The organism is Streptomyces sp. 147326 (assembly GCF_045000215.1).
Lineage (GTDB): Bacteria > Actinomycetota > Actinomycetes > Streptomycetales > Streptomycetaceae > Streptomyces.
Window position 1 is genome coordinate 1032518 of the sequence record NZ_CP134201.1, and the last position, 14355, is coordinate 1046872.

Annotated in this window: 16 protein-coding genes; 8 read left to right on the plus strand and 8 right to left on the minus strand. The window is 70.4% G+C overall.

The window, feature by feature from the left end:
* Positions 1–179: 179 nt before the first annotated feature.
* Positions 180–515 (minus strand): plasmid stabilization protein, encoded by a 336-nt coding sequence (locus RIU97_RS04710; RefSeq protein ID WP_404953498.1) that lies wholly within the window; start codon positions 513–515, stop codon positions 180–182.
* A 274-nt stretch (positions 516–789) separates the two neighbouring features.
* Here RIU97_RS04710 and RIU97_RS04715 point away from each other — a divergent pair, with 274 nt between their 5' ends.
* The 4 genes from RIU97_RS04715 to RIU97_RS04730 all read left to right on the plus strand — a co-directional run bounded on the left by RIU97_RS04715 (position 790) and on the right by RIU97_RS04730 (position 5546).
* The gene (locus RIU97_RS04715) at positions 790–1413 is read left to right on the plus strand and encodes a flavodoxin family protein (protein ID WP_404953499.1); all 624 of its coding nucleotides are present in this window, start codon (positions 790–792) and stop codon (positions 1411–1413) included.
* A 498-nt stretch (positions 1414–1911) separates the two neighbouring features.
* Positions 1912–4146: a catalase gene (locus RIU97_RS04720; RefSeq protein ID WP_404953500.1), complete on the plus strand. Its 2235-nt coding sequence runs from the start codon at positions 1912–1914 to the stop codon at positions 4144–4146.
* 111 nt (positions 4147–4257) lie between these two features.
* On the plus strand, positions 4258–4509 hold the full coding sequence (locus tag RIU97_RS04725) for a hypothetical protein (RefSeq protein ID WP_404953501.1): 252 nt from the start codon (positions 4258–4260) through the stop codon (positions 4507–4509).
* 320 nt (positions 4510–4829) lie between these two features.
* A complete protein-coding gene (locus RIU97_RS04730) occupies positions 4830–5546 on the plus strand; it encodes a restriction endonuclease (RefSeq protein ID WP_404953502.1) in 717 nt (238 codons plus the stop codon).
* A 184-nt stretch (positions 5547–5730) separates the two neighbouring features.
* On the opposite strand, the gene RIU97_RS04735 is transcribed toward RIU97_RS04730, so the two are convergent.
* Together RIU97_RS04735 and RIU97_RS04740 are read right to left on the minus strand one after the other, a co-directional pair.
* Positions 5731–6111, minus strand: coding sequence for a toxin Doc (locus RIU97_RS04735; protein ID WP_404953503.1), 381 nt, complete (start codon positions 6109–6111; stop codon positions 5731–5733).
* 2 nt (positions 6112–6113) lie between these two features.
* Positions 6114–6287, minus strand: coding sequence for a hypothetical protein (locus RIU97_RS04740; protein ID WP_404953504.1), 174 nt, complete (start codon positions 6285–6287; stop codon positions 6114–6116).
* A gap of 148 nt (positions 6288–6435) precedes the next feature.
* Between RIU97_RS04740 and ppk2 the strand changes: the two genes are divergently transcribed.
* A complete protein-coding gene (gene ppk2, locus RIU97_RS04745; protein ID WP_404953505.1) occupies positions 6436–7494 on the plus strand; it encodes a polyphosphate kinase 2 in 1059 nt (352 codons plus the stop codon).
* 95 nt (positions 7495–7589) lie between these two features.
* Positions 7590–8039: a PRC-barrel domain-containing protein gene (locus RIU97_RS04750; RefSeq protein WP_404953506.1), complete on the plus strand. Its 450-nt coding sequence runs from the start codon at positions 7590–7592 to the stop codon at positions 8037–8039.
* A 359-nt stretch (positions 8040–8398) separates the two neighbouring features.
* Here RIU97_RS04750 and RIU97_RS04755 read toward each other — a convergent pair whose 3' ends face one another.
* The 4 genes from RIU97_RS04755 to RIU97_RS04770 form a co-directional block, all read right to left on the minus strand.
* The gene (locus RIU97_RS04755) at positions 8399–8680 is read right to left on the minus strand and encodes a peptide ligase PGM1-related protein (RefSeq protein ID WP_404953507.1); all 282 of its coding nucleotides are present in this window, start codon (positions 8678–8680) and stop codon (positions 8399–8401) included.
* Positions 8613–8807, minus strand: a complete 195-nt coding sequence (locus tag RIU97_RS04760; RefSeq protein WP_404953508.1) for a hypothetical protein — start codon at positions 8805–8807, stop codon at positions 8613–8615. The genes RIU97_RS04755 and RIU97_RS04760 overlap by 68 nt, the downstream gene beginning before the upstream one ends.
* Before the next feature lie 51 nt (positions 8808–8858).
* Positions 8859–9089, minus strand: coding sequence for a DUF5133 domain-containing protein (locus RIU97_RS04765; RefSeq protein ID WP_404953509.1), 231 nt, complete (start codon positions 9087–9089; stop codon positions 8859–8861).
* Between the two features lie 218 nt (positions 9090–9307).
* Positions 9308–10081 (minus strand): response regulator, encoded by a 774-nt coding sequence (locus RIU97_RS04770; protein WP_404953510.1) that lies wholly within the window; start codon positions 10079–10081, stop codon positions 9308–9310.
* A 124-nt stretch (positions 10082–10205) separates the two neighbouring features.
* Here RIU97_RS04770 and RIU97_RS04775 point away from each other — a divergent pair, with 124 nt between their 5' ends.
* Together RIU97_RS04775 and RIU97_RS04780 are read left to right on the plus strand one after the other, a co-directional pair.
* Complete coding sequence (locus RIU97_RS04775) at positions 10206–11804, plus strand: ATP-binding protein (protein WP_404953511.1); 1599 nt, start codon at positions 10206–10208, stop codon at positions 11802–11804.
* Positions 11801–12994 (plus strand): PP2C family protein-serine/threonine phosphatase, encoded by a 1194-nt coding sequence (locus RIU97_RS04780; protein WP_404953512.1) that lies wholly within the window; start codon positions 11801–11803, stop codon positions 12992–12994. The genes RIU97_RS04775 and RIU97_RS04780 overlap by 4 nt, the downstream gene beginning before the upstream one ends.
* 642 nt (positions 12995–13636) lie before the next feature.
* Here the strand turns inward: RIU97_RS04780 and RIU97_RS04785 are convergent.
* Complete coding sequence (locus RIU97_RS04785; RefSeq protein ID WP_404962754.1) at positions 13637–13891, minus strand: WhiB family transcriptional regulator; 255 nt, start codon at positions 13889–13891, stop codon at positions 13637–13639.
* Positions 13892–14355: the final 464 nt, after the last annotated feature.

Sequence of the window (14355 nt, forward strand, 5' to 3'; positions counted from 1 at the left end):
TCGCCCTTCGCCGGGGCGTTCCTCCTCGGACAGGCCGCGTACCAAAGGGCCTTGAGCGCAACTCCGACTCGGCCTGAGCCGCTCACTCGTCCTGGGCCGGGGATTTCACACCGCGGGCGACGTCCTGCGCACAGCGTCGCGGCCGCCCGTGTCGTGGGCCTCTCGGCCTGCGACCCGGATCAGTGGCCGAGCGCGTTCCTGAGCTGCTGCTTCGTCATGGATGAGCGGCCCTCGATGCCGCGCTTCTTCGCCTCCTGGTAGAGCTCGTCCTTGGTACGTTCGAACGATCCGCCGCCTCCGCCGCCTCCGGACTTCTGACCGCCCCGCTGCGAGGCGGACTTTCCCTGGGTGGAGGTGCGACTCGCCGTCTTGCTCTCCCCCGATCGCGCGCGCTCCTTGTTCACGGTGCGGGAGGCCATCTCCTTCGCCCGGCCTTCGGACATGCCACGCTTCTCACCGGACTCCTTGATGTGCTCGTACTGCCGCTCGCGCTTCGGGCTGGAACCTCGGGGCATGACGGATCCCTTCGTCGACGGTGTCGTGTCACGGTCATCGTGCGGGCACCTGAAGCACCTCGCACCTCATGGGCGGCTGACTGGGGCGTGAGGCGCTGCGCGTGCCTCCTGCCCCGCGGGTCGGGCGGGCTCCCTTCGTACGCTCACTCGGCCAAGCATCGGACCAGGACGCGTCGACACTCTTCGCAGCTTCCGTCCCTGCGCGGACTGAGCCAAAGGGGATGAATCGCAGCGCTTGCGACATCAAAGAGAGGTGTGCGGGTAGCCGGACACCATGGATTCCAACGATCACACCCCGCTCCGCGCTGTCGCGCTCGTCTGCACCCTGTCCCCCTCCCCCTCGCCGTCGAGCTCCCATCTGCTGGCCGAACAGACGATGGCCGCCCTCGCCGAGCACGGCGTCACCGGGAAGACCATCCGGATCGCCGACCACGACGTGAAGACCGGCGTGAAGACCGACATGGGCGACGGGGACGCCTGGCCGGAGATCCGCGACACCATCCTGGGCTGCGACATCCTGATCCTGTCCACGCCCATCTGGCTCGGGCACCCCTCGAGCATCGCCCAGCGGGTCATGGAGCGTCTGAACGCGGAGATCTCCGAGACCGACGACGAGGGCCGCATGCTCACCTACGGCAAGGTCGCCGCGGTCTGCGTCGTCGGCAACGAGGACGGCGCGCACAAGGTCAGCGCCGACCTCTTCCAGGGCCTGAACGACGCCGGCTTCTCCCTCGCCCCGAACGCCGTCACCTACTGGGTCGGCGAAGCCATGCAGGGCACCGACTACCAGGACCTCGACAAGACCCCCGAGAAGACGGCCGGCACGACGGCCACGCTCGCCGCGAACACCGCCCACCTCGCCCGCCGCCTCAAGGCCTCGCCGTACCCGGCGAGCTGACCTGCGGCTTCGCCCTGCGCGCGGTCACAGGCGGCGATTCCGGGATCGGCGGGGCGGCGTGCCCGGCCTTCGCCCGGAGGGCGCGGACATCGCCTTCACCCATCTCCCCCAAGAGGCGGAAGGGGCGGACGAGACCGCGCGCCTGGTCCGCGGGGCGCGGTGTCAGGCCGTACCGTACCCGTCCCCTGCGACATCCGTGAGGAGGCCCGGTACGTGGCTCCGGTCGACCGTTCGGTCAGCGAGCCCGGGGCGCGTCGACGTCCTCGTCGATCCCGACGCGACGGAGTTCGGCGAGCAGCCACCCCTGGGCCGGCAGGCGGCGCGAACGGCGGAGACGGGCACCCGCTCACGTCTTCCTGGCGTCCCCCCGGGCCGGCTGCACCACCGGGGTACCCCCAGCAGCACCTATCGCACGGCGCGGAAGCAAGAGGCCGGCGGCCCTCATCGAGGCACCGCTCTCCCCTGTCCACCCCGTCGGCGAGCTCAAGGAGAACGATCATGACGAAGCGACAGTCATCAACCGGCACCGCCAAGAACGAGCTGCCGGGCAAGCCCGGCCCGGAGTCTCCGCCTCTGGTCGAGCCGACAGAGCCCACGGAACCCCTTCCCCCGAAGCCCGACCAGGACGGACCCGAGACGGTGGGTCCGACCGGGCAGGCGACGGGGGCGGAGCAGGCGCGCGTGGCGCAGAGCGGTGCGTACCTGACGACGGCCCAAGGGACGCGCCTACCCGACACCGATCACTCCTTGAAGGCGGGAGCACGCGGTCCGGTCCTGCTGCAGGACCACCATCTGCGCGAGAAGATCACGCACTTCGACCACGAGCGGATCCCGGAGCGGGTCGTCCACGCGCGGGGCGCCGCCGCGCACGGCGTCTTCCAGGGTTACGGCACGGCCGGCGAGGTGTCCAAGGCCGGGTTTCTCGCCAAGGGCGTGGAGACGCCCGTGTTCGTGCGGTTCTCGACGGTCCTCGGCTCGCGCGGCTCGGCCGACACCGTGCGCGACACGCGGGGCTTCGCGACGAAGTTCTACACCGACGAGGGCACCTTCGACCTGGTCGGCAACAACATCCCCGTCTTCTTCATCCAGGACGCGGTCAAGTTCCCCGACGTCATCCACGCCGGCAAGCCGCATCCGGACCGCGAGATCCCGCAGGCGCAGAGCGCGCACGACACGTTCTGGGACTTCGTGTCCCTGCACACCGAGGCCACCCACCACACCATCTGGAACATGTCCGACCGGGGGATCCCGCGGTCCTTCAGGATGATGGAGGGCTTCGGGGTCCACACCTTCCGCCTGGTCAACGCGGCCGACGAGAGCGTGCTCGTGAAGTTCCACTGGAAGCCGAAGCTGGGCGTGCACTCCCTCGTCTGGGAGGAAGCGCAGATGATCAACGGGATGGACCCGGACTTCCACCGCCGGGACCTCTTCGACGCCATCGAGTCCGGCGCATTCCCGCAGTGGGAACTGGGGATCCAGGTCTTCCCCGACACCGACGACCAGACCTTCGAGGGCATCGACCTCCTCGACCCCACCAAGATCGTGCCCGAGGAGCTCTCACCCGTTCAGCCGATCGGCCTCATGACGCTGAACGCGAACACCAAGAACTACTTCGCCGAGACCGAGCAGGTCGCCTTCCACCCCGGCCACCTGGTCCCGGGCATCGACGTCACCGACGACCCGCTGCTCGCCGGCCGCCTCTTCTCCTACCTCGATACGCAGATCAGCCGGCTCGGCGGCCCCAACTTCGGCCAGATTCCCGTCAACAGGCCCCACGCCCCCGTCAACGACATGCTGCGCGACGGCATGCACCAGAGCGCCGTCCACACGGGCATCGCCCCCTACCGGCCCAACAGCCTCGACGGAGGCTGCCCGTTCCTCGCCGGAGCGGATACGGCCGCCTTCATCGAGACGCCCGTAAAGGTGCCGGCGGCGAGCAAGGTCCGCGAAGCTCCCGCCTCCTTCTCGGACCACTTCACCCAGCCGCGCCTCTTCTGGCTGAGCATGACCCCGCCGGAGCGCGAACACATCATCGCCGCCTACACCTTCGAACTGAGCAAGTGCTACGAGCAGGCCATCAGGGAACGCACCCTGCAGGTCCTGGCGAACATCGACCCGCAGCTGTGCGAGCAGGTCGCCGCGGGCCTCGGACTGCCGGTCCCCGCGGCCACCGTGCCGCTCGTCGCGGCCGGCCCCAGCCCCGCGCTCTCCCAACTGGGCGGGACCTGGCCGACCGACGGCCGCGTGATCGGGATCGTCGCCGACGCCGCGGCCGACCTGGACGGCGTACGAGCTGCCCGGCAGGCCCTTCTGGAAGCCGGCATCGTGCCCCTCGTCATCGCCCCGACCGGCGCCGCCCTCGACCCCGACGGTGAACCGATCGCCATCCAGCGAACCTTCGCCACCGCCCGCTCCGTCGAGTTCGACGCCCTCCTGCTGGCCGGAGTGCCCCAGGCGGGCGCGGACGCATACGGTGCCCGCGACGCCAAGGCGGGCACGGCCCAGCCGCCCAAGGCTCCCGACCCGCGCGTACTGCTGCTCGTCACCGAGGCGTACCGACACGGCAAGGCCATCGGCGGCTGGAACGGCGCGGAGCGGTTCCTCGAATCCGCCGGCATCCCAGCAGACGGACCGGGCATCGCCGTCGCCGACAGCAGTACCGCGGTCCTGGACGGACTCACGACGGCACTGGCCGAGCACCGGGCCTGGGACCGGTTCCCCGCCGCCCTCTGACCGGTGCCGAGCCCGGCCCCGCCCCGGGGCGGGGCCGGGCTCACCCAGAAGGGCCGGATCGGCATCAGCGTTCGGCGTAGGGACGGTCGTCTCCACGAGGCATCCCCTCCGGTGAACCGCGAGGCCGCCCCCGACACCAAGGACCACGTCCTCGAAGGCATCGAGGAGCACCACGTCGTCCTGTGGATGCTCTCCGAACTCAAAGACCTCGACGCGAGCCGCTCGAGGCTCACCGGGACCGGGGCTGTGCCGCTGTCCGAGGGGCGCGCGACCCTCGGCGCGTTAGCCGCGGCCGGGCGGCATACCCAGCAGGCTGCCAGAGACAGCTCTTCCAGCTCATCGCGCTCGGCCGCACCACCGTGATCACGCCCGAGTCCGCCGGCACCGACCTGGTCCGCGTAGCAGCGCGTCTTTGACCGGCACTTCTCCATCGGCCCGCGCGCACCGATCGCTCTGCCCCCACGTGCCCGGCCTCGACGCGGCCAGTGGCCGGGGGCGGGGCCGTTTGGATCCGGTGATCTTGATCAGACGAGGAGGGATGCACCGGGTCAGCCATCCCCGGCAGTGCTCCGGCGTGTCGGGGTGGCGAGAGGGACCGCACGGAGGGGGCGAAGCTCGTGACCAGTGAAGGAGGGGCCCGTATGACGGCATCGGGAGGGCGTCGGCGCGATGGGGGCGTCGGCGTGGCGTCGACAGGGCGCGACGTCGTGTTGGCGGTGGGGCTGGTGGGGATCTGTCTGGGCGGGGCAGCCGTCTTCGTCAAGGCGGCCGTGGAGACGGGCGGCGGCGTACCGGTGCTGCCGATCGTCACCGTGCTGCTCCTGGCCGCCGGAGTGGCGCTGGCGCGGTGGAGCATCGTTCCAGGTTCGCGCCGCTCCACCGCGCGCCGGCCGGGTCCGCCCGACCCGTTCGGGCCGGGCGCGCCGGCACCCTGCGCTCCGTCGGCCGCCGGGCCGGAGGCCCCCCGCCTGCCCGAGGTTGACTCCGGCGCCCTGGACCACGCGGCGGTGGACGCCGACGGCTTCGAGCACACGGTCGCCGCGCTGTGCGCTCGGGATGGCTGCCCACAGGTGGAAGTGGTGGGCGGAGCAGGGGACTTGGGAGCCGATGTGATCGCCACGACGGCGGACGGACTGCGCGTGGTCATCCAGTGCAAGCACTACGGCGAGGGCAACCGGGTCGGTTCCCAGGATCTCCAGCGCTTCGGCGGTACCTGTTTCGCCGTCCACGAGGCCGATGTGGCCATCGTCGTGACCACCAGCGACTTCACCGCTCCGGCTACGGAGTACGCCACAGCCTGCAACATCGTCTGCGTCGACGGCGACGGCCTGGCCGCGTGGACGGAGTCGCTGACGCCGCCTCCATGGGACGCCGCCGCTGCGGTGCGGGCGGAGGGGTGACGGATACCGGCACCCAGTGCTGTGACCGAAGACCGCACCGCGGAAACCCTCCGGTTCCAGCGCACCGCAGCACTCCCCCGGCGCGGGACAACATCCGCTACGGCCCGGCCGGTGGCGCGCGCGGCCCCCGCCGACGGCCGCGTACAGCCAGAAGGCTCGCCCGTCCTCGGGTCTACGGCCTTGGTCAGGATCCCGGACGCATCGAGCGCAGCCGGTCGGCCACGTCGTAGACGGTCAGGCGCAGTGCGCGGATGTCGGTGATCAGGTCGCGCCAGGGTTCGAAGGCGGTGTCCACGTCCTTGCCGGAGGCCCTGATGTAGGCCACCGCCACGCCGTAGCCGAAGTACTCGTTCCTGGCCGGCAGCGGGCGCAGCAGCACGATCTGCTCCAGGAGCGCCGCTGCCCTCCAGTACGCGTCGGGCTCGTCGGCCGCCAGCGCCGGGGTGTTCACGCGGTGCCGCGCGACCGCGGCCACCAGGCCCGAGTAGTCCAGGACTCCCAAGTCTTTGCCGAGGAGCTCCTCCTGACGGTCCAGGAGCCAGCGGATGTCGATGCTCAGCTCCAAGATCAGGCCGCCCCGTGCACGCTCGCGGACGACGGCACTCCGCCGAATCCACGGTCGAACGCCTCCACCGTGGACGGCTCCGCCGGACAGGCGCGCACGCGCTTGCCGTGGGCGGCAGCCACAGCGGCGAACCGCTCCCGGATTGCCGAGTCGACCTGCACGGTGGTGTCTGCCATGCCTCCGAGCATGCACCCGCGAATGCCCTCACGGGTGCCCTTCGGGCATACACGATCCGGACTGCCCAAGGGCACGGAGTGTTCTGGGGGGCGCGGAGTGTTCTGGGGGAGCGGACATCAGGGCGTATCGCGTGGGTAGGGGCCTGGCATGACAGACCACGAGTTCCAGCGGTCCGGGGCCGAGGATCTACTGACGGGGCTGAGCGTGGATGACCGGCGTCCGGAGCAGCCCGTGCTGCTGGACTCGTCCGGCGCTGCGATCCGCACGTGGCAGGAGAACTACCCGTACGACCGCAAGATCAGGCGGGCGGAGTACGAACGGACCAAGCGCATTCTGCAGATCGAGCTCCTGAAGCTGCAGCGCTGGGTGAAGGACACCCGGGCCCGGCTGGTGGTGATCTGCGAGGGCAGGGACGCCGCGGGCAAGGGCGGCACGATCCAGCGCTTCACCGAGCGGCTCAACCCCCGTGGGGCACGGATCGTCGCTCTGGACAAGCCGACCGAGCGGGAGGAGGGACAGTGGTACTTCCAGCGGTACGTCGCTCATCTGCCGGCAGCCGGTGAGATCGTCTTCCTCGACCGTTCCTGGTACAACCGCGCCGGCGTCGAGAAGGTCATGGGGTTTTGCACCCAGGGCCAGTACGAGCTCTTCCTGCGGCAGTGTCCGGCCTTCGAGGCCATGCTCGTGGAAGACGGGATCCTGCTGGTGAAGTTCTGGTTCTCGGTCTCCCGCGCCGAGCAGCGTACCCGCTTCGCGATCCGCCAGGTCGATCCGGTGCGGCAGTGGAAGCTGTCACCCACGGACGTGGCCTCCTTGGACCTGTGGGACGCGTACACCACCGCGAAGATCGCGATGCTCCGCGCGACCGACACCGAGCACGCCCCATGGACGGTGGTCAAGAGCAACGACAAGCGGCGAGGCCGGCTGGAGGCGATCCGCAGCCTCTTGTCGCGCATTGATTACGACCGCAAGGACGAAGCGGCGGTGGGCCGCCCCGACCCCCTCATCGTCGGCGCCGCCGACACCCTCCTGGAGGCGGGCGAAGAACCCACCGACCTCTCCCCCACTCCCCTGGCCGGCCCACCCCTCGGCCCCGGCCTGCATCCCCACCCGCAGCACCCCACGGAACCACCCTCGTCAAGCCCGCGACCACCTGCTCCCGGCCGGCCCGGGCACGTGGGAGACGGGACCGGAAGCGGCCCGTAGGCCCCGGCCGAAACCGGTGGCGCGGGTGGTTCCCGTCGGCTTACGCGGGTAGCCGACGGGCGACAGCAGGCTCGGCAGTGAGGTAAGGAGCATCAGTGATCACTCAGGACCAGTTCGCGGCTTTGGCCGGGTGTGCGGCACACACGGACCAGGGGCAGCGCTTGGGCCAAGTGGAGTACGTCCTGGTGGACGACACCACCGGCAGGCCCGAATGGGCACGGATCACCGACCGGGCTTCGGGGCTGGGCGGGGTGTTCGTCCCGTTGCGCCAGGCGGAGCTGAAGGACGGGCGCCTGGTGGTCCCGTATCCGGTGGCGGTGATCGAGCAGGCACCCTGCGCGGCGCTGGACTGCGGGAGCGTGCTCTCCGTGTCGGAGGAGCAGCAGCTGTACGGGCACTACGGCGTGCGGGACGCACGCGAGGAGGTCAACGCGGAGGGTGACGCGGGGTGGGGGGTGATGGACCGGGCGGAGACCATTCGCAAGGGCACGACCGGCCGGGAGCACACCGTCTCGCGCCTGCGACCGGTGCGGCCGGGACGGTGAGGCGGGCGCCTCGGGGTGCCGTACCGCTCCGGGGCGGGGCGGCAGCCGAGCCGGAGCGGTGGATCAGGCTCCGGCCGGCCCCGGGCGTTTCGCCGTCCGGCCCGTGTCACGGAGGCGATACCTCGCCGGCGTCGTGGGAGGCCGCGACCGTTCCGCAGTTTGTCGAGTGGACCCCGGCCGAGTCCGCGATCGGCGCGCTGCGTCTACTGCTCCGGTAAGGACTCGCCGTCCCGGCGGCAGGGCAGGCCGAAGCCCCTGGGCCCGATGGGCCTCGAGAGGGGCTCGGCCCCTCTCGAGGCGTCCCTTGCTCAACCAGCCCGCATGTTCGCGGCCGCAGCCCCGCCCGCAGCCGATCGGGGTCAGCCGCCCTCCGAGTCGAGAACCTCACCCAAGGCGGCCTCCCGCTCCTCCACGTCCCCAGCGCTCCTGGCAATGACCGCGTACCGCCAGGAACGGCCGTCGGGCGGCGCGTCCGCGTAGAGGACCACGCCCTCGCCGCGCTCCGGATGGAACGCGAGGCGGGATGTGCGCGCAGCCGGGCAAGCGCCTCGTCGAAGTCCATGGGAGTCCGCGTCAGCCCTTCGACACCGACCATGCCGGATGGCGCGTTGGCCGATTCCGCAGGAGCTCGCGGGCCACACCCTCGGCCGCGACGACCGCCGCCGTTTCCGCGGTTACTCCCGTCAGGTCGTACGCGTACCGCAAGAACTCCCGGCTCGACGGCACGGGGGGGATGACCAACACATCCCCGGGCCGAAGCAGCCACACCTTCCGAGGCGCCTCCCGCCGTCCGGGAGTCCCGGCCAACGGCTGAACCGATCAGCCGGAGGCGAGCACGGAGTCGTCGAGGGCGCCCGTACCAGGCAGGTGGTGGCGGGCGGCGATCAGCGCGGCGTGCACGTCCGTCGTACCGGTGGCCACGCACAGGGTTTGCTCGACGGCCTCGAGCTCCATGCGCACGGGCGAGTCGCCTTCCGCAGCGTCGAGTACGGACAACGCCCAGTAGCGGTCGACGAGTCCGGGGAGCACAGCCGGGTGAGCCATCAACATGTGGTCGCCTTTCGCCAGCAGATCGATCAGGTGGCCATCGCCTACCCTGCCGATCACCGTCGAACCCCGGCCACTTGCTCGGCGCCACCTCACCCGGCCACCGTCAGCAACGGGCGGTCCCCGCCGCAGGTTTCGCCGGACACGGGGCTTCGCGCCGCTGTCGCCAGATCGTCCCGAGCCGGGTGTGAGGTGGAAGCCGTCGGCGCCCCCCTGGGATGTCAGGTGCGGGGCGGGCGGGTGGCGGTGTCCAGGTAGAAGGAGTCGATGCTCTGCACGGCCTGCTCGAACTCCTCCAGGTTGACGGGCTTCGTCACGTAGGCGTTGGCGTGGCTGGTGTAGGCGCTGGCGACGTCGTCGGGGGCGGAGGACGTCGTGAGGACGACGACGGGGATGGTCTGGAGGTCGGCGTCGCTCTTCAGGATGCGGAGCAGGTCTCGGCCGTTCATGCGGGGCATGTTCAGGTCGAGCACGATGAGGTCGGGACGCGGACTGTCGGGGTTGCGCAGGTGCTCCAGTGCGGCGACGCCGTCGGTGGCCTGGACGAGATTGCGGGTCCCGCGCTCGGCGAGTGCCTCCTCGATGAGCATGGCGTCGGCGATGTCGTCTTCCACGAGCAGGACATCGAACGGGCGGGCGGGGGCGTTCATCGTCATTTGCTCCGTGGGTGCTTCGTCGGTGTGATTGAAGAGCCCCGGCCAGCGGCGGCGGGCGCCCTGTCGGGTCATGCCGCATGCGCGGCCGATCTGGGGGTATCCGGCTCCGGCACGCGCGGCATCGGCGGCCGCCGCGCGTTGCAGCCGTTCAGCAGCCTCTTGAAGGTGGTCCAGTACGTGCAAGCGTGCCAGGGCCTGCGCGCGGTCGTCCGCCGTCGGGTCGGAGAGGTCCTTCTGCAGCTGGAGGGCCAGGCGCCGGGCGAGGTCGGCGATAGCGGCGTCGGCGACGGCGGCTGTCTCCGTCGGGGTGGTCCGCAGGTGGAAGTTCTTGCCTGGCATACCCCGCACCTTAGGCCCCCGACCCGACTACCGACAACAATTGTTGTCCGATGCCCTCTACAGTGTGCGCTGCGCCCTCTGTTCAAGGTGGCTGTCTCGGAAGGGGATTCAGAGGATGACCGGCATGACGCGCCCGCCACGTGCGCCGAGGCTTTCCGCGTGGACGACCCGGCGGTGGCTCCGCGTCGGGGTCGCCGTATCGCTGACGGTGCTGGCCGTGCTCGGTCTGACCGGGGCATGGGTGCTGGGGCGTACGGCGACGATCAGCGACGAGCTCGTGGACGTACGGTCCCCCGCGCTGTCCACCGCGTTCCGCCTGGAATCGGCCCTCCTCAACCAGGAAACCGGTATCCGCGGCTACGGCCTCACCGGAACCCCCGAGTTCCTGGAGCCCTACCAGCGGGGGCTCACGGATCAGAACGCGCACGCCGCGCAGCTCGCCCAACTCCTGGACGGCGACACCCGCGCACTCGACGACCTGAAGACCGTCCAGAACGCGCTCTCCACGTGGCAGGAGAGGATCGCCCGTCCCGTCGCCGCCTCACCACCCGGGGCGCCCTCGCCGCTGGCCATCGAACGCGCCGCCGAGGCCAAGGCGTCGTTCGACATCCTGCGCCAGGCCATGGCCGACCAGCAGGAACGGTTGCGCGCAGAGCGGGCCCGGACACGAGCCGACCTCGCCGCCACCATGAGGCTGCGGAACTGGCTGTTCGCGGCGATCGCAGCCGTGATGGCCCTCCTGGCCGGCCTGGTATTCGAAGGACTGCGCCGCGGCATCAACCGGCCGCTGGAGCAGCTGGGGGCGGACGCCCGCACCGTCGCCGGCGGTGACTTCGGCCATCCCATCTCCTCGGCCGGTCCGGCGGACCTGCGGCGACTGAGCGGCGAGATCGACTTCATGCGCCGCCGGCTGGTACGCGAGCTGGCCTTCAGCGAGGAGGCCCGCATCCGCCTGGACGCGAAGACCGCCGACCTGCAGCGGTCCAACGCCGAGCTGGAGCAGTTCGCGTACGTGGCCTCCCACGACCTGCAGGAGCCACTGCGCAAGGTCTCCAGCTTCACGCAGCTTCTCCAGCGGCGCTACGGAGGGCAGCTCGACGCCAAGGCCGACCAGTACATCGGCATCGCGGTCGACGGTGCCAACCGTATGCAGACCCTCATCAACGACCTTCTCGACTTCTCCCGCGTGGGCCGTGTCCACCACGCTCCCGAAAAGGTCGACCTCGACGCGGTCATGGAACGGACCTTGTCCGCACTGAGCGTCGGCATCGAGGAGGCGGGCGCGTCGATCACGCACGATCCGCTGCCGTCCCTGGTCGCCGATCCCACACAGATGGGCATGCTCTGGCAGAACCTGATCGGCAACGCGGTCAAGTTCCGCAGTCCGGACCGGGCACCGGAGATCCGTGTCACTGTTGCCCGGGAAGGGGAGCTGTGGCGGTTCACGGTGACCGACAACGGCATCGGCATCGCTCCCGAGTACGCCGACAAGGTATTCGTGATCTTCCAGCGGCTCCATACCAAGGACGTCTATCCAGGAAGCGGAATCGGCCTGGCGATGTGCAAGAAGATCGTCGAGTTCCACGGCGGCACCATCGCCGTCGACCCGGAGTACCGGGACGGGACGCGCATCAGCTTCACCCTTGCCCCCGAACCTCCCCCGGCCCTGTCCCCGTCGACCATCGCGGAAGCGACCCGGGCCAGCGCGGAGCCGGCGCCGTGACCGCAACTCTCCCCCACGTCGGCGAGATCGCCGCGAACGAGCCGGTCTACCGCATCCTCCTCATAGAGGACGACGCCGCCGACGCCCTGCTCGTCGAGGAGCTCCTCCACGACACCGAGCTGCGCTTCGAACTCACCACGAGCACCTCGCTGGCCGAAGCCCGCTCAGAACTCGCGGCCCGCGCCGTCGACTGCATCCTCCTCGACCTGCACCTGCCCGACGTGTCGGGCACCGATGCGGTCACCACCGTCCGCGGCATGGCCCCGCACACCGCGGTGATCGTCCTGACCGGCCTGTCCGAGAAGCAGGCGGGCTCCGAGGCGATGGCCGCCGGGGCCCAGGACTACCTCGTCAAGGGCAAGGTCGAAGCCGACCTGCTGCGCCGCACGGTCCGCTACGCCGTCTACCGGAGCCACACCGAACGCGCGACGGCCGACGCCCAGTCGGCCCGGCAGCGTGCGGAGGAGAACGCCCGTCTGGAACGCGGACTGCTGCCCAAGCCCCTCCTCGACACCTCCACCGTCACGGTGACCACCCGCTATCTGCCCGGCGCCGAGCAGGCCCTGCTCGGAGGCGACTTCCTCGACGTCGTCGAGGGTGAGGAAGGAGTGCTGCACGCCGTCGTCGGTGACGTCAGCGGACACGGTCCCGACGCCGCCGCCCTCGGCGTCTGCCTGCGTATCGCCTGGCGCTCGCTCGTCCTGGCCGGACACCACGGCACCGAACTGCTGCACCTCATGGAGCGCCTGCTGGTGGCGGAGCGCGGCACCCAGCCCCTGTTCGCCACCTGCACGCTCCTCACCCTCGACCAGAAGACCTCCACTGCCACCCTCTACCTGGCGGGCCACCACGAACCCCTGCTCACCACCTCGGAGGGGACCCTGGAGGTGCCCGCCGAGCACGGCATCGCACTCGGCATAGTCCCCGGCCACCGCGACTGGCCCGCCACGGTCATCCCCCTCCCGGACACCGGAGCGCTCACGCTCTACACCGACGGCCTCACGGAAGGGCACAACGGTGACGCCGACGGCCGGCTGGGCATCGAGGGACTCCTGCCCCTGATCAACACCACACCGTCCGCGGACCCCGCAGCACACCTGGACAGCCTCATCCGCCAGACCAGAGCGCTCAACGCCGGAAGACACACCGACGACCTCGCCGTACTCCGCCTCGGCTGGGGTTTCCGCTAGGCCTGGGATGCAGCGTCCGGTGGCAGCCGGAAACGTACGACGTTCACGGCCGCCCGTCCTGCCCCCGATCCGCAGGACCCTTCTGATGGTGAACGTCCGCCACCACGTCGAGGAAGAGCAGAAGGAGTGGTTCCCCGCTCGCGAAGCGACTGAGGATCTCTGCTCCCCGGACGAAGACACGGACGGCAAACCGTGACCGCCGGTTGCGGCAGTGTGCGCGCGGGGCTCCGGCGGCCGGGAGCTCCCGTACCCCGCTCGGTGACCAGCGCACCGATGGCGGCACCGAGGCCGCTCGGCTCGCGCCCGTCGCACTGCGGCTGCGGCTGCGGCTGCGGCTGCCCGCTACGTGACCCGGTCCAGGTCGAAGCGGTGCAGACACTGCGGCTTCAAGGCCCGCGGTCGGCGGATGATCGGCGCCCTCGCGCCCGTGCCCGAGGTGACGGGACGTTCCCGGAGCTGGAGACGATCGCCGAGGAGAAGGAGCCCGCGGCGGCGCTGGAAGATGAGCACCGGTGCTAGCCGAGCTCGGTATCGGCGACGACGGCCTGACCCGCGAGCTCTGCACCGATGCCGTATCCGCCTGGCGGGCCTGAGTTCCCTGCACCGTGCCTTCTCCCAGCGCACCGCGGTTGTCTGCCGGGCTCAGCCTGCCGATCGTGCGCGGGCCCGGGCCGCCCGCCGCTTGACCGCCCGTCGTTCGTCCTCGCTCATGCCGCCGCATACACCGATGTCCTGGCCTCCTTCGAGGGCCCACTGAAGGCAGTTCTCCATGACCGGGCAACGGCGGCACACCGCTTTGGCTTCCTCGATCTGAGTGAGGGCCGGGCCGTTGGAGCCCACAGGGAAGAAGAGATCGGGATCTTCCCACCGACAGGCGGCCTCGTGGCGCCAGTTCATCGTCATTCCTCCATCCAGTTCGTCCGAAACGTTCCCCACGCTCCTGGCCGGTACCGGCGACTCTATTCAGTGTCGAGGCTGTCACTTGCCAGAACTTCCTCACCCTGGCGGGGCGCACCTTCCTCAGCGCACTGGTGTCGGCCGACGTGATCACCGACGCCTGGTGCGAGGAGGGCAAGGCGGGTGCGTCTCACCGCGGCCGGCACAGCCGCTCACGCCGATCCAGCAGGAGCAGCGGTGTCCCCCGCGACCACGGACAGCTTCGGCCGGCAGAGTGCGGATGGTCGCATCGTCGCCGTCACGCACCCCTGAACGATGCGCTCGACCGTCTCCAAGGCATGGTGTCGGCGTACTTCTCTGTGTGCACCGCCAAGTACAGAGATATGTGCACCGAGGTAGCTCCCGTTCTGTGGCCGGGTTCAGTCCCGTAACGTCTGCTCTCTCAAGATCTGAGCGTGGTGAAG